We start from the raw sequence: 16,073 nt of genomic DNA, 5'->3' as shown, positions 1-16,073 counted from the left end.
GTGGAGGGTATAGTATATATTATTGGGGCTGGTTCAGGTGATGAAAGGCTTATAACCTTAAAGGCATTGGAATGTATAAAAAAATCGGACGTAATAGTATATGATAGACTTATAAACACAAAACTTTTGTCTTATGCTAAAGAATCAGCGGAAAAGATAGATGCAGGGAAAAAAGCAGGTAATCATACCATACCTCAGCACAATATCAATGAAATACTGGCAAGTAAGGCAAAAGAGGGTAAATATGTTGTAAGATTAAAGGGGGGAGACCCTTTTGTGTTTGGAAGAGGTGGAGAAGAGGCAATTCATCTTTTTCAAGGGGGAATAAAATTTGAAATTGTACCCGGGATCTCAGCAGTAAATGCTGTAACTGCCTATGCAGGAATTCCTGTAACACATAGAAACGTAAGCAGTTCCTTTCATGTAATAACAGGCCATGAAAATCCATCAAAAGAGGAAGAAGCTATAGATTATAAGGTCATAGCAAAGCTTTCTGGAACTTTGGTTTTCTTTATGGGTCTCAATAATCTAGATACCATATGCGAAAATCTCATAAATTACGGCAAGAAAAAGGAAACTCCTGTGGCTGTAATATCTAATGGTACCCGTGTAAATCAGAAAACAGTGTGTGGAACTTTAGAGAATATTGGAACCTTTAAAGCTGAAATGGAATCTCCCGCATTAATTGTAGTTGGAGAGGTGGTTTCCCTTAGAAAGTATCTAAACTGGTTTGAAGGTAAAACTTCTTCTAAAAAGAGAGTGCTTGTAACCAGATCAAAGGAACAATCACAGAAAATATGTTCAAGACTTAAGGATATAGATACAGTTCCTGTAGAACTGCCAATGATAGAAGTAAAGGATAATATTGATAGGAATAAGGAAATATATTTAGATATAGAAAAGTATGATTGGATAGTGTTCACCAGTGAGAATGCTGTAAAAATATTTATTAAGGGATTAATGAAATATAAGGAAGACATAAGATCTATAAGTAAAGCTAAAATAGCTGTAATTGGAAGTGCTACGGAAAAAGCTTTAAATAACTACTATTTAAAGTCGGAAATTTCGCCAAAGGAATTTGAATCAGAAAAATTAGCAGAGGAGTTAAAACATAGAGTTAAAAGAGGAGAAAAGGTACTAATACCTACCTCTAATATTGCCCATAATTCTATTGCGCAAACTCTTGAAGAAATAGGGGCAGAGCTGGAAGTAGTATATATATATGATGTGGTGAGCCCACAGTATGAGTCAGGTAAGCTGTCAGAAATTTTAGAGAAGGTTAATGTACTTACTTTTACTAGCCCATCCTGTGTAAAAGGATTTATGAAAAATTTTCAAGGAAGTAAATTGGATTTTAAATTATTAGAGCATAAAGAAATAATATGCATAGGACATATAACTGCAGAGGCTCTTGAAAAAGTTAATATTAAAAATTATAAATGTGCAAGAACTCATAATGTAGAAGGTATTGTTGAGTTATTGAGATAATGTAATATACGAGGTGAATTATAATGAAAAAAACAAATAACATAAAGTCAGAGGAACTCTTCAAGAGAGCAAAGGAACTTATCCCTGGTGGTGTCAATAGTCCTGTAAGAGCTTTTAAAGGTCTAGATATAGACCCACCCTTTATAGTAAGAGCGGATGGGAGTAAAATTTATGATGAAGACGGTAACGAATATATAGATTACATAGGTTCCTATGGTCCTATGATTTTAGGGCATAATTCTGAAATCGTAAATAATAAATTAAAAGAGCAGATAGATAATTCCTTAAGTTTTGGGGCACCTACAAGACTTGAAGTTGAAATTGCAGAACTCATAAGGTCAATTGTACCATCAGTAGAAATGATAAGAATGGTTAATTCAGGAACAGAAGCCACTATGAGTGCCCTAAGAGTGGCAAGAGGATACACTGGAAGAAGTAAAATAGTGAAATTTGCAGGTAATTATCATGGTCACGGTGATTGTCTTCTGGTTCAGGCAGGTTCAGGAGCATTAACCCACGGAGTACCTAGCAGCAGTGGCGTGCCGAAAAGCATTACTGACAATACTATAGTTGCTGAATATAATAGTATAGAATCTGTTGACAATATATTTCAAGAATATGGAAATGACATTGCAGCAGTTATTATGGAACCTATTTCTGGAAATATGGGAGTAGTTCCTGCAGCTCAAGAGTTTATGGACTATGTACGAAAAATTACAAGGGAATATAACAGTGTCTTAATTATCGATGAAGTTATGACTGGATTTAGAGTGGCGCTTGCTGGAGCACAAAGTCTTTATAAGGTGGAACCTGATTTAACTTGCTTTGGTAAGATAATAGGGGGAGGACTTCCAGTAGGTGCCTATGGTGGCAAAAAACAAATAATGCAGTGTGTAGCTCCACTGGGCTCTGTATATCAGGCAGGTACTCTATCCGGTAATCCACTGTCTATGACTGCAGGAATTACCACTTTAACATATTTAAAGAATAATCCCAAAGTATATGAGGAGCTTGAAAATAAAGGACAAAAGCTGCAGAAGGGAATAGAAAAAGCTATAGCTGATTTTAAAATTGAAGCTACTGTAAATAGAGTTGGTTCTATGGTTACTTTATTCTTTTCCAAGAAAAAGATAGAAAATTACGGGGATGCTAAAAAATGTAATATAGAAGTATTTGGAAAATATTTCAGAGCTATGCTTCAACATGGAATATATTTGCCTCCATCTCAATTTGAAACCTTCTTTATTTCACAGGCTCATAGTGAGGAAGATATTGAAAATACCATAAAAGCTGTAAGAGATGTTTTTAGTACTATATGATTGATAAAATTCAAGAGTTTGTTCTAATTTTTATATAATTGATATTAGTTATTCAGTAAAGCATCTGAAAATAGATAACAAGACAAAGATGTTCTGGATATTTTATCCAATGACTAGCCGCTGTAACACTCCACCTTCTAAAGGTGGAGATAACACCGGCATGTCCCTGGATAATTCGTCTAAACTCAGTGGGGATACAAACTCCCACTGAGTAAGATTCATTGATAATCATATAGTCTTTGAAGGTGGCTAACGAAAATTATATAGCAAGGAGTGTTGAGGAGGAGTTGGGAGTGCCGCATATGAGAATAAATCCTATTTCTAAGGAAACTGTAATAATGTCAGAAAATCGCTCAAAACGACCAACAGATTTTTCTTCCAATAAAAATGGTATTGAAAAAATGGAATTTAAAGATGATTGTCCTTTTTGTATTGCAAATCAGCATATGACAGCGGAAAAGATTTATGACAGTAAAGGTTCATATCCAGTTACAGTAGTAGAAAATAAATATCCTATTGTATCAAAAAAAGAAGACACTAAAAGTAATATATATGGTTTCCACTATGTAGTCATTGAGGGAAGGGAGCATAGTAAAAGTTTTTATGAACTTAAAAAAGTGCATATAGCTGAAATAATAAAGGCTTATATTAGTGTTTCAAAAGATATATATGAAAATGAATTTATTAAATATGTACAAATATTTAAAAATAATGGCAGAGATGCAGGGGCATCATTGCAGCATGCTCATTCCCAAATTGTAGGCATTAATATTATACCGGAAAAGATAAAAAGAGAGATAGAAAACACAAAAGAATATTATAAAAAAAATAAAATTTGTGTTTTATGTGATATATTGAAAAATGAAATTCAGATAAAAGAGAGAATTGTACACCAGGGCAAGGAATTTATAGCTCTTTGTCCTTATGCTTCTACCTACAAATATGAGATTCAGATTGTAAAAAGAAAGCATTCCAGTACTATGATGAATTTAAATGAAAAGGAAATAGATGACCTAAGTGACGTGCTAAAAGTTGTAACAAATAAGCTTCATAGAGTACTTGGGGAGAATATTTCCTATAATATATATTATAATTTTATTAAAGAGGATAATGAATATTATCATTTTTACATTGAAATATGTCCTAGAACAGTAAAGGGGGCAGGGTTTGAGATTAGTACAGGAATAATGGTAAATACGGTTTTACCTGAGATTGCAGCTAAAAAACTGAGAGAAGCTATTGTTTAGCTTCTCTATAAAATCAGAGTTTTACTTTCAATAATTATTGACTTCAATTTGGCAAGCAATCTAGAAAATCATTAATACTACTTGATTTTGTATTTTAAAAAATTTTACAAACAAATTTAATAATATCAATGCTTACAAGAATTACTTGTCAAATACAGGATTAAATTCATAAGCACATTATTTTATATAATTAATCACATCTAAATTTCGTTTTGGTGCAGTTAGATTTTTTTCGCTGGCTTTATATCCAAAGGCTACTCCATAATAGGGTTCATAACCTTCTGGAATGTCAAGATTTTTCATTTCATCTTCCAATTGAAAGAAAAAGGTTACTAGTCCAAGCCAAACAGAACCAATATTTAAGCTTTCAGCAGCAATGAGCATATTTTCAATGGCAGCAGAGCAATCAACTTTAGGAGCAACAGCATCTTTTTTACCTGATACTATGATTAAGGTTGGAGCATTATATAATATATTTACTTTAGTATTTAATCCCATATTTTTAATCCATTCAATTTTTGATTCTGCCATTAATTCTTTAGATTTAGCACTAATATATTGAAGCTTCTCTTTATTCTGTATAACTGTAAAATGCCATGGTTGGTCGTTATGAGCAGTAGGTGCATAAATGCCGGCTTCAAGTATTGCTTGTAATTCTTCATCAGATATCTGATCTGGCAAATATGCTCTTATACTTCTTCTACTTTTAAGTGTTTTTAAAACTTCGTTCATAAAAATCGTCCTTTCACATAGATAGTATTTGAAAATAAATAAAAAGTATATAATGTGTAATTTGCATTAGTACATAAAAATAATAACATTGAATATAGTAATTTTAAAGTATGCACAAATTTGAAACTTGGTATCAAAAATGATATTATATATATTAATAAAATAAAATATTCAGATAATTTAAAATAAACAGGAGAATATATATGGCCAAATTAGAAGATTTAGTACCCAGTTGTCCTATTAATTTAACTATAAATATTTTAAGTGGAAAATGGAAAATAGGAATTCTTTGGCATCTGTCAAAGGGCGTGATTAGATTCAATGAACTTCAGAGATTATTGCCCAATATCACTCATAAAATATTAGCTATGCAATTGAGAGAATTGGAGACAGATGGGATAATCTATAGAAAGGTTTATGCTGAAATTCCACCTAAAGTTGAATATGGACTTACAGAGATTGGAGAAAGTATAAAACCTGTTTTAAAATCCATGTGTGATTGGGGAAAACAATACGAGACATTAATGAAAACAGATTTTAATAGCAAAATAGATCATAATTAATATGTAATAATTTGACTTAATAATATGTGACTGATATGATAATTATACCAATATAATAAAATTTAGGAGAAAGATAAATGGATGTAGACAGGAAACACCAAAATATACCTGATAAATTGTATACAAGGAATGCTAGAAAAATTAGCTTTAAGAAATTAAAATTTATTGGGGAGGAATTCATCACTATATGATTATTTTTATAAATATTATTATTGTTATTTTACTTGTATTTATGAATGGTTTTTTTGTGGCTACTGAATTTGCAATGGTAAAGGTAAGAAAATCCAGAATAGAGACCTTGGTACATGAGGGAAATAAAAGTGCAAGATTTACAGAAAAAGTGGTGAATGATCTAAATTCATATTTATCTGCCTGCCAGCTTGGAATAACTTTAGCTTCTTTAGGTTTAGGCTGGATAGGAGAGCCGGCTATAGCAGATATACTTATGCCTTTATTTAATCTTATGCATTTACCAGAGAGTGCTATTCATTCTATTTCCTTCGTACTTGGTTTTGTAATAATAACAGCTTTTCATATAGTGCTTGGTGAATTAGTTCCTAAATCCATAGCAATTATAAGCGCAGAGAATATCGCTTTATATACAGCATTACCGCTAATTATGTTTTATAAGCTAACCTTTCCTATAATGTGGACGTTCAATCATAGTACTAATTTAGTTTTAAGAATATTTCACATTTCACAGGTGGAAGAACATGAAGCAGCGCATACAGATGAAGAGATAAGATTATTAGTTGAAGATAGTTATAATCACGGGCTTATAGATAAAACTGAGTTAACCTTCGTAGATAATATATTTGATTTTTCTGAAAAAACGGTAAAAGAAATAATGCTGCCTCGTACGGATATGGAGTGTATTTCCATTGATGATACTTTTGATGAAATAATTGAAACCACATTAAAAGAACAATTTACCAGATATCCGGTTTATAGAGAGAGTAAAGATAATATTATTGGATTTATACACATTAAAGATTTATATGAACAGAAGATACATGGCAATAATCGGGATATAAAGGGAATCCTTCGTGAAATAAAATTTGTTCCTGAATCCTTATCCATAAGTGAGCTGCTTAAGACCTTTAAGAGAGAAAAAGCTCAGATAGCAATAATAATTGATGAATATGGGGGTACAGCTGGACTAGCCACAATTGAGGATATACTGGAAGAAATAGTTGGAGATATACAGGATGAATTTGACGAGGAGAGTAAAGAAATCAATAAAAATGAAGAGGGAAATTATATTGTAGATGGTAAAGTACTTATTGATGATATTAATGAACTTTTAGAAACTGACATTAATGTGGAAAACATTGATACTATAGGAGGTTGGGCTTATTCTCAGTTAAATTCCTATCCTAAAATTAATCAGAAAATTATTTATTCAAATTATGAGTTTATTATATTAAAATGTAATAAGAAGAGAATAAGCAAATTGCTTATTAAAGGAATATCCAAACAACAATAAAAAAGTTAAAAAATACTTTTTGATTTCTTAATTTAATATTAATAAATGAAAGGTCTATCTCACAATTCATATATATGAATTGTGAGATAGACCTTTCTAAATTATAATAAAATAACTATGAATCTTGTTCTATGAAAGTTTTTTTTGTATTTTTTTCTTTTTTATGCTAGTAGAAATATAGAAGTATAGTGATGACATAGCTGAAATTCAGCTATTATCAATATTGATTTTATAAATACATTAGGAATATCACTGTAATTTAAATCATAAGTTTATTTTAAAGACCAAATTTATAAATTATTATTGTCAAATAAAAATTACAGGAGGTATTGGTTTTAAATGTATATTAGTGAAATAAAATCAAAAGCAAAAGAAAGTTTAAGGGGTAGAAAAGGAAAGGCAGCTTTGGCAACATTTCTTTATTATTTAATTGTAATATCTATTCCAGAGATAATAAATTTTATTATAAGAAGTACAATAGGTAATACACCAGCGGATATAATTGCCCCAATCGTATCCATTGTATGGTCTTCAATATTTTTAATTGGATTTTATAAATATTTTATAAGCTATTCTGATAGAGATAAGGATACAAAAATTAATTTATTATTTTCAGAATTTCATTCTTTTTATAAAGCACTTGGATTTCAGTTATTAGTGAGTATAGCTATTGCTATTCTTTATTTAATATTAGGTCTAATAGGATTTATAATAGTTCAATTTAATGATTTTAATGCTCTATCAATAATTATTTTAATTATCCTCATTTTAATCGGAATTATAGGAACTATTTATATATCGTTGAGAGTAGTATTTTCTGTTATAATCATAGCAGAGGACAAATCAATTGGTGTTATAGAATCTATAAAAATAAGTTTAAAATTGACAAAAGGATATGTATGGAAGTTATTTTTAACAGGTCTTAGTTTTATCGGATGGATTATATTAGTTGGTATAACCTTTGGGATAGTTGGATTATATGTAATACCATATATGCAGCTGACGTATATTAATTTCTATTTTGAATTAAAAAATAAAAACTTAGAGAGTAATGTATAATCAATATTAAAAATTAACACTATCAAAGTTATTAAATTTTAATTTACTTTGATAGTGTTTTTATTTTAACTCTGTTTATGCTTATACTAAAAATATTTTTAATTATAAGTGATTTGTAATTAAATGATATTTATAGTAAAATTAATAAATAAGTTGTAAAATAAAGTTTAAATTTGAAAAATAGTATATAAAAATATAAATATAAATATATAAATAATAGATTGAAAATACTCTAATTTTATTATGATAGAATCTTTATTACGAGCAAAATTTTCAGAAATATTAGAGGATATATCAGTGCCCTCTGAAGTTAAAAATGCACTGACAGGTAAGGAGATAAATATTTACAGTAAACTGTTAGAGGTAATTGTCAGCTATGAAAATGGCGAATGGGATAAATGTATGTCAATTTTATCATATTTCAATTTAGATAGAGAGGAACTAATTAATAGCTATGTTGAAGCCATTTCATGGGTAAATTTAAATATTTCAAATAGTTTTTATAGTATCAGCCTAATAGATGCTTGAAATACATAAAGAAATTACAATATAATAATATAATACAGTCGTATACATTATTAGGAGGAAATAAAACTATGACAAATATTAATGAAAGTCTTTCAGAAGAGTTTAAAATAAGTATAAAACAGGTAGATAGTGTTATTGAAATGTTGGATGAAGGTAGTACAGTGCCTTTTATAGCAAGATATAGAAAAGAAAGAACTGGTGGTCTGGATGATATTTTACTGAGAAATCTTAATGATAGACTTATATATCTTAGAAACCTAGAAGATAGAAAGGAAACAGTAATAAAAGCTATTTCAGATCAGGATAAATTAACAGATGGGTTAAAAGAAAAGATTATGAATGCCAATACTTTAACAGAAGTAGAGGATTTATATAGACCATATAAACAAAAGAAAAGAACAAGAGCAACCATAGCTACAGAAAAGGGATTAAAGCCACTGGCAGAAGTTATTTTTACCGGAGAGTTTAATGGTAATATTGAAGAGTATGCTAAGCAATTTATTAATGAAGAAAAGGGTGTCAAAAATATAGAGGAAGCTATATATGGAGCAAAGGATATAATAAGTGAAATTATTTCCGATGAAGCAGAGTATAGAAAGTGGATAAGAGCTTTAGTTGAAAAAGAAGGAATTATTGAGACTAGTGGAAGCAGTGAAGAGCCTACACCTTATGAAATGTATTATGATTACAAAGAAGCTGTAAGCAAGATTCCTCCTCATAGAATTTTAGCTATAAATAGGGGGGAAAAGGAAAAGATTTTATCTGTAAAAATAAGCTGTGATGAGGATAAGATAATAGATTATCTAAAGAATAGGTGTTTAAAGGCAAATAATAATACAGATAAATACATAGAGGAAAGTGTAAAGGATTCTTTAAAGAGACTTATATATCCTTCTGTAGAAAGGGAAGTCAGATCAGAATTGTTTGAAATAGGTGAGGATAGCGCCATAGATATATTTAAGGCCAATTTAAAAGCACTTTTAATGCAGTCACCTATAAAGGGAAAGGCAGTTCTGGGATATGACCCTGGCTTTAGAACAGGTTGTAAAATTGCAGTGTTAGATGAAACTGGAAAACTTTTAGATACTGCAACAGTTTATGCCACTGCTCCTCAAAACGATGTAGAGGGAGCTATAAAATTATTAAAATCACTTGTATATAAACATAATGTGGGCATGATATCCCTCGGAAATGGAACGGCCAGTAGAGAGTCTGAAGAAGTAGTGGCAAGACTTATAAAAGAAGTCAAAGCTGAGAAAAATATGGATTTATACTATGTTATAGTTTCAGAAGCTGGAGCTTCTGTTTATTCAGCTTCAGAGCTTGCAAGCAAGGAATATCCTGATGTAAATGTATCCTTAAGAGGAGCCATATCTATTGGAAGAAGATTACAGGATCCCCTTGCGGAACTGGTAAAAATAGATCCTAAATCCATAGGGGTAGGGCAGTATCAGCATGATGTGACTCCTAAAAAAATGGATGAATCCCTAAGAGGTGTGGTAGAGGACTGTGTTAATAGTGTAGGAGTAGATCTAAATATAGCAACACCTTCACTACTTTCCTATGTATCAGGAATTAATATCAATATAGCTAAAAATATAGTTGATTATAGAGAAGAAAAAGGTAAATTTAACAGCAGAAAAGAGCTTTTAAAAGTTAAGCGACTGGGACCTAAAGCCTATGAGCAATGTGCTGGCTTTTTAAGAGTTATGGAAAGTATAGAAGCACTGGACAATACTGCAGTACATCCGGAATCCTATAAAGCTGTTAAGGAACTTCTAGACATGTTGGGTTATACAGAGGATGATATTAAAGAGGGAAAACTTGCAGATATAGATAATAAAATTAAATTTATTGAAATAGAAAAGCTTGCAGAAAAATTACAAGTAGGAGTTCCAACCCTATCAGATATAGTTAAAGAAATAAAGAAACCTGGAAGAGATCCAAGAGAGGAAATGCCAAAACCGGTGCTTAAAACAGGAATAATTGATATTAGCCAGCTTAAACCAGATATGCTGCTTACAGGTACAGTAAGGAATGTAGCAGATTTTGGTGCTTTTGTTGATATTGGAGTCCATCAGGATGGACTTGTACATATTAGCCAGCTTTCAGACAAATTTGTAAAACATCCTTTAGATGTAGTAAAGGTGGGAGACATTGTGGAAGTTAGAGTTTTAGAAATCGATGGTAAGAGAAATAGGATATCTCTTACCATGAAAAAATAAATTATAATATAGTTCTTAATTGTAATTTATTATGAACTAAAGTTTTGAAGGAAGAAATTAAATGAATAATATTCTAGAAAATACTAGCCGAATGAATTCTTAATTTGTTATTGAATTTTAATAAAAAGTATACTATAATCTAGGTATAAAATTAAATATTGATAATCTTCAGGGCAGGGTGAAAATCCCTACCGGCGGTATAGCCCGCGAGCCAATTTTTGGTATGATTCGGTGAAACTCCGAAGCCGACAGTAAAGTCTGGATGAAAGAAGAGAGAACGTGTAAATGCATTTAGTGCCCTGATTTTTATAATCAGGGTTTTTTGATTACTGTCTTTTGAAGAGAAGTCAAAATTGGAGGGGTAAAACTATGAAAAGTACAAAGCTTAATATCATGACCAAAACAGCAATACTGAGTGTTATAGGTTTTTTAATTATGTTTATTGAAGTACCTATACCAATATTTCCGTCATTTTTAAAAATTGATGTAAGTGATTTGCCAGCACTTATAGGGGCATTTGCACTAGGACCTGTTGCAGGAATTATAATTGAATTATTGAAGAATATATTACATGGTATCTTTAATGGACAAACTGCTTTTATAGGAGAATTTGCAAATTTTGTAGTAGGTGCAATATTTGTGGGAGTGGCAGGAGCAATATATAAGAGAAAGAAAACAAGAACTAATGCTTTAATTGGGTTAGCTATAGGCACTATAGTAATGTCAATTGGAGCTGGTATTCTTAATTATTTTGTAATACTTCCACTTTATGAAACTGTGCTTCATTTTCCGATTAGTGCAGTGGTAGGTATGGGATCAAAACTTAATCCCGCTATAAAGAATTTAAATACCTTTATAGTATTTTCAATACTTCCTTTTAACCTAATAAAAGGTGTGATAGCTTCAGTAATAACAATGGCCGTTTATAAGGCTGTATCACCATTAATTCACAAGGAAGCAGAGAAGATAGAAGCAGTGCAGAATAAAGCTTAAATAAAAAAAGGATGTTCAGAATATATTGTGAACATCCTTTTTTTATTATTAGCTTTAAGTATTCAAATAATATATGAAATTTTGTATAATGTCATTGAATTTCTTTAAAGCTTAGCTTTAGTTATGCATTTTTTATATATCCCTTTTCCACATTATAAGAGCATTTTCATTGTTATCAGCATAATAATTTTTTCTTATACCCTCTGTTACAAAGCCAAATTTGCTATAAAGGCCTTGTGCAATTGTATTAGATACTCTCACTTCCAGAGTAAGAGAAATAACTTTTTCTTTTTTACAAATATTTATAAGAGATTTCAGTATAAGTTTTCCAGCACCAATACATCTGTATTCAGGTGCAACTGCAATATTTGTAATATGTCCTTCGTCTAAGATTATCCACATACCACCATAGCCTATAACTTTATCATTGAGTTTAACAACTACGTATCTCGCAAAGTTATTGTTAAGTTCTCTTTCCATGGAATCTTTGCTCCAAGGATCTGTGAAACTTAGTTTCTCTATAGACAGAATAGAATCTATATATTTTTCTTCGAAAGGGCAAACTACTAAATCACTCATCTATACTTTTACCTGTCCTTTTTTCATACTCTCTTTCCGCCTGAGATTTTCTTATATATATGGGAGCTGAATCATATAAATTATCATTTTCGCCTTGAAGCAATCTTTTAAGACCAAGTTCCCCTAAAGCTGACGATCTAACTAGATTTAGATGGCTAGGAGCAAAACTTGCCTCTGGAAGATATTTTAATATTTGTTCTTTAAATAATTTTATTCCGTCACCAATAAATGTAATGGACTTGTTTTGTTCTTTAACAAAGACTAAAAGCTCCTCTAAAGATATAATTTTGTAATCTGTTAATCTATTCAGGTTATTTTCTTCGAATTGGTATAATGCAGTGTACACATTACCTCTTAAAGCGTCTAATATAGGGCATATAATACCAGGGGTATAGGCCATATTATAGGCTAGAGCATCTAGGCTTGAGATGCTTATAAAAGGCTTATTGGAACCCTGACTTAACCCTTTAACTGTAGCCATACCAATTCTAAGGCCTGTAAAGGAGCCAGGACCTTTTGAAATTACAAAACCATCTATAGTGTTTATATCTGTGTTTATATTTTTTAGCAAGTTGTCAATTATAGTCATTAAAATAATGGAATGTTGTTTTTTGTAATTGAAAGTGATTTCTCCCAAAAGTCTTTCATCTTCAATAACAGCGCAGGTTGCAGCCTCTGTAGCTGAATCTATACTTAAAACTCTCATAGTGTAATCCCCTTTACATAATTGTATCTATCGCCACAATAATTTAGTACTATTTTTCTGTAATTATCACCTTTTTCAGGAAGCTTTTCTATTATAACAGATATATGCTCCTTGGGAATAAGCTCTTCAATATAAATTGACCATTCTATTATGTTTACAGCATCACTAAAAATGTATTCATCAAAGCCTATTGCATATATTTCGTCAGGATCATTCACTCTATATACATCAAAATGATATAATTTTAATCTTCCATTGTATTCATTAACGATGTTGAATGTAGGGCTTGTTATATAATCTTCTATTAGAAGACCTTTGGCAACTCCTTTAGTGAAATGAGTCTTACCTGTACCAAGTTCCCCATTTAAGCATATTATATCTCCAGGATTTAAAAGAGAACCTAATTTTTTCCCAAGTTCCATAGTCATATTTTCATTGTTAACTATAAATTCCATAAGAATTCACCTCTTAAATATTTTATATTAAAAACAAAAAAAAGAAAAGGCAAAGCCTTCACTTCTTATTTAGTATTATTATGATAACACCTGTTGCATATATATTGTAGTAAATATATTAATTGCAGAATATTAAATAGCTGGTACTAAATTGTTGATTGAATGCATAATTAGAAATAGTAAATAAATTAAAAAATATTTTCACTTAAAGTACCTTTTAATTGTGCCAATGCATTTTTACATACTAGGCCTTCGCTTGTCATACCATCAAGAATTGAGAATGCCATAGAACTATCTAAACCATTTCTATAGGGCCTATCCTCTGTTAGCGCCTGATATATGTCACAGGCACAGAGAATTTTCGCTTCATTAGAAAGAGTAAAATTCTCTAATTTTCTTGGATAACCAGTAGCATCTAATTTCTCATGGTGATTAGATGCCCACTCGCTTATATCTTTTATATCTTCTATTCTATCTAAGATTATTTTAGTATAATATACATGTGATTTAATAATTGAAAATTCATCTTTTGTGAGCTCACCGGTTTTATCCAATATGCTATTTGGAATAGCTAATTTACCAATGTCATGAAGAAGGCCGGCTATTTTCATTTCTAAACATTTTTCTTCTGAGTATCCAATATGCTGTGATACCATCCAGGATAGGTTTGCAATTCCCCTTGAATGTTTAGCAGTAAAGGAACTTTTATTATCAATTATACTGGCTAAAATATAGGCTATTTTTTCAAATTGATGTAGATCAAGAGATATATCTAGCTTTGGAGAAATATTATCTAAAATAAAATCCATAAAAGATATGTTTTCTATATCAAACCAAAATATATCTTTTTCAGCAATAGATAAGAAAACATTAACTAAATTTTGAGAAAAAATAGAATTAGCATTTAATTTAACCCATTCAATAATCTTAGCTCTTTGTGTAAAGGATGGATCCTCTTCATTATAGAGAAGTTCCACTAAATCAGAAAGTCTGATAATTTGGCTAGCTAATGGAATTTCATTTTCTTTTAATCCCATAGCACCACTACCATCAAAATTTTCATGATGGTATAATATTACTGGACTTATATTACTGAATATAGGAAAGTTTTCTATTATTTGAGAACCATTTTTACAATGGTCTAAAATAAATGTATTTGTTATATGACTTTCCTTCAAAAAATTTGATGCACCAATATCATGCAGAAGGCTAGATATATATAACTCCTTCATGAAAATTTCAGAAAGACCTAATTGTTCTCCCAATTTTAATGAAATATATGTAGTTCTTTTGGAGTGGTTTAAGTAGTTATGTTTTGAGAAATTTATATTTGATATATCTTCGATTATTATTGAATCTTTTACTGAACTTATTTCAGCTAGGTCCAATGCAATGGCCATTGCTCTTATGGTTTTGTCTAAACTTATCTTCATAGTATTATCCCACCTAAAATTTACTACTTTAATTTTAGAGCATCTTCAAAGAAATAAATAATCAGTATACTAGATTATTTTGTATTATACTTTTTCTTCATAATCCTTTCATAATAGAACTATCTGGAAAATTTGCAAACTTGTCTCATACAAAATATATATAGCATTTTTGACTTGGTATTTTCTTCAGATGTCTTATTGCAATTACATTTTATCATATTTAATTGTATCGTAAATTACTTAATAATACTTTAATAAAAAATGTTTCAGTAATGTAGAAATAATACAGTAAATTACTGTATAATATATATATACTTTGAAGCTATGCATTTAAAACTGAGGTGGAAAAATTGAAAAAACTAATCTGCTTATTTTTTTTATCTATAATAATTATATTGCAGAGTGCCTGTGATAAGAACATAAATATTAATTCAAATACAGAAAATAATAAAAAAGTTATAAAAAATTTAGATATTATGATAACTAATAAATATCTTTACAATATAGTAAAAGATATTGCAGGTGACAATAATAATTTGGAATTTATGTTAAAAAGTGAAAATGAAGATTTTACATATACTGACGATAGCATTCTAAATGTAGGAAAACAAGATTTATTCATATATACTGGTGCGGGATTTGAAAATTGGATAGATGATTTTTTGAGTAAGGTTGATAAGAGTAAAGTATCAATAATAAATTCTTCCAGAGGAGTTAGCCTTTTAACCTACAATGATAAAAATTCGAAAAGCTATGGACAGAAGAATCCATACTATTGGATGGATATAGATAATTACAGAACAATGCTTCTAAATATAAAAAATGCTATAGAAGAAAAAGATCCTAAAAATAGAAATGAATATGAAACTAATTTTAGAAATTCTATTAAAAATGTAGATGAATATGGAAACATTATAAAAGACATTACTAGTAAAATGAGTGAATATACGGTTATTACTGATACGGATAGATTTGATTATTTGTTAAAAAGTCAAAACCTGAAAAGTATAAAATTTTATAGAAATGATCAAGGAAATATTTCCCCTGAAGATAATCAAAGAGTATCAACGGAAAAGGATAGTGGAAGAAAATTATGTTTTATATATGATGATGATAAAGATTTGCAGCAAAATAAAGATATAATAGATAGATATGGTATACAGCCAATAAAGCTTACAGTCTATAACCCTAATATGAGTTATATTGATATGCTGAAGAGCAATATAGAAAGCTTTAAAAATGCTGCAAAATAATATTGAT

At 30.0% G+C, this 16,073-nt stretch carries 15 protein-coding genes and 1 riboswitch; of the genes, 10 read left to right on the top strand and 5 right to left on the bottom strand.

Translation table 11 applies throughout. The features are described from left to right. From cobA to galT, 3 genes are all read left to right on the top strand, one after another. Nucleotides 1-1,488, top strand: coding sequence for a uroporphyrinogen-III C-methyltransferase (cobA, locus tag CLOPA_RS20435; protein ID WP_015617328.1), 1,488 nt, complete (start codon nt 1-3; stop codon nt 1,486-1,488). A 23-nt stretch (nt 1,489-1,511) separates the two neighbouring features. Further along, complete coding sequence (gene hemL, locus CLOPA_RS20430) at nt 1,512-2,807, top strand: glutamate-1-semialdehyde 2,1-aminomutase (RefSeq protein ID WP_015617327.1); 1,296 nt, start codon at nt 1,512-1,514, stop codon at nt 2,805-2,807. A gap of 245 nt (nt 2,808-3,052) precedes the next feature. Next, on the top strand, nt 3,053-4,054 hold the full coding sequence (galT, locus tag CLOPA_RS20425) for a galactose-1-phosphate uridylyltransferase (RefSeq protein WP_242834240.1): 1,002 nt from the start codon (nt 3,053-3,055) through the stop codon (nt 4,052-4,054). Between the two features lie 177 nt (nt 4,055-4,231). On the opposite strand, the gene CLOPA_RS20420 is transcribed toward galT, so the two are convergent. Then, nucleotides 4,232-4,786 (bottom strand): nitroreductase family protein, encoded by a 555-nt coding sequence (locus CLOPA_RS20420; RefSeq protein WP_015617325.1) that lies wholly within the window; start codon nt 4,784-4,786, stop codon nt 4,232-4,234. A 203-nt stretch (nt 4,787-4,989) separates the two neighbouring features. Between CLOPA_RS20420 and CLOPA_RS20415 the strand changes: the two genes are divergently transcribed. The 6 genes from CLOPA_RS20415 (at nt 4,990) to CLOPA_RS20390 (ending at nt 11,640) form a co-directional block, all read left to right on the top strand. Beyond that, nucleotides 4,990-5,349, top strand: a complete 360-nt coding sequence (locus tag CLOPA_RS20415) for a winged helix-turn-helix transcriptional regulator (RefSeq protein ID WP_015617324.1) — start codon at nt 4,990-4,992, stop codon at nt 5,347-5,349. A 187-nt stretch (nt 5,350-5,536) separates the two neighbouring features. Then, complete coding sequence (locus tag CLOPA_RS20410) at nt 5,537-6,835, top strand: hemolysin family protein (RefSeq protein WP_015617322.1); 1,299 nt, start codon at nt 5,537-5,539, stop codon at nt 6,833-6,835. Between the two features lie 339 nt (nt 6,836-7,174). Further along, nucleotides 7,175-7,894: a DUF975 family protein gene (locus CLOPA_RS23940; RefSeq protein ID WP_015617321.1), complete on the top strand. Its 720-nt coding sequence runs from the start codon at nt 7,175-7,177 to the stop codon at nt 7,892-7,894. Between the two features lie 243 nt (nt 7,895-8,137). Continuing rightward, a complete protein-coding gene (locus tag CLOPA_RS20400) occupies nt 8,138-8,422 on the top strand; it encodes a hypothetical protein (RefSeq protein ID WP_155241955.1) in 285 nt (94 codons plus the stop codon). Nucleotides 8,423-8,490: 68 nt separating this feature from the next. Next, nucleotides 8,491-10,647 carry a Tex family protein gene (locus CLOPA_RS20395; RefSeq protein WP_015617320.1) on the top strand — a complete coding sequence of 719 codons (2,157 nt, stop codon included), beginning with the start codon at nt 8,491-8,493 and terminating at the stop codon, nt 10,645-10,647. Between the two features lie 160 nt (nt 10,648-10,807). After that, a riboswitch (FMN riboswitch) is annotated at nt 10,808-10,925 on the top strand. Nucleotides 10,926-11,016: 91 nt separating this feature from the next. Continuing rightward, nucleotides 11,017-11,640: an ECF transporter S component gene (locus CLOPA_RS20390; protein WP_015617319.1), complete on the top strand. Its 624-nt coding sequence runs from the start codon at nt 11,017-11,019 to the stop codon at nt 11,638-11,640. A 132-nt stretch (nt 11,641-11,772) separates the two neighbouring features. Here CLOPA_RS20390 and rimI read toward each other — a convergent pair whose 3' ends face one another. From rimI to CLOPA_RS20370, 4 genes are all read right to left on the bottom strand, one after another. Beyond that, nucleotides 11,773-12,219, bottom strand: coding sequence for a ribosomal protein S18-alanine N-acetyltransferase (gene rimI, locus CLOPA_RS20385; protein WP_015617318.1), 447 nt, complete (start codon nt 12,217-12,219; stop codon nt 11,773-11,775). Beyond that, nucleotides 12,212-12,925 (bottom strand): tRNA (adenosine(37)-N6)-threonylcarbamoyltransferase complex dimerization subunit type 1 TsaB, encoded by a 714-nt coding sequence (gene tsaB / locus CLOPA_RS20380; protein WP_015617317.1) that lies wholly within the window; start codon nt 12,923-12,925, stop codon nt 12,212-12,214. Before tsaB ends, rimI begins: the two co-directional genes overlap by 8 nt. After that, nucleotides 12,922-13,380, bottom strand: a complete 459-nt coding sequence (tsaE, locus tag CLOPA_RS20375; protein ID WP_015617316.1) for a tRNA (adenosine(37)-N6)-threonylcarbamoyltransferase complex ATPase subunit type 1 TsaE — start codon at nt 13,378-13,380, stop codon at nt 12,922-12,924. The genes tsaB and tsaE overlap by 4 nt, the downstream gene beginning before the upstream one ends. A 188-nt stretch (nt 13,381-13,568) precedes the next feature. After that, nucleotides 13,569-14,813: an HD-GYP domain-containing protein gene (locus tag CLOPA_RS20370; RefSeq protein ID WP_015617315.1), complete on the bottom strand. Its 1,245-nt coding sequence runs from the start codon at nt 14,811-14,813 to the stop codon at nt 13,569-13,571. A gap of 350 nt (nt 14,814-15,163) precedes the next feature. Between CLOPA_RS20370 and CLOPA_RS20365 the strand changes: the two genes are divergently transcribed. Continuing rightward, entirely contained in the window at nt 15,164-16,066 is a 903-nt protein-coding gene (locus CLOPA_RS20365; RefSeq protein ID WP_015617314.1) for a metal ABC transporter substrate-binding protein, read from the top strand. Nucleotides 16,067-16,073 lie beyond the last annotated feature (7 nt).

The organism is Clostridium pasteurianum BC1 (assembly GCF_000389635.1).
In the GTDB taxonomy this organism is placed as follows: domain Bacteria; phylum Bacillota; class Clostridia; order Clostridiales; family Clostridiaceae; genus Clostridium_I; species Clostridium_I pasteurianum_A.
Note: the sequence above shows the minus strand (reverse complement) of the source record. Positions and strands in the feature narration are given on the sequence as shown.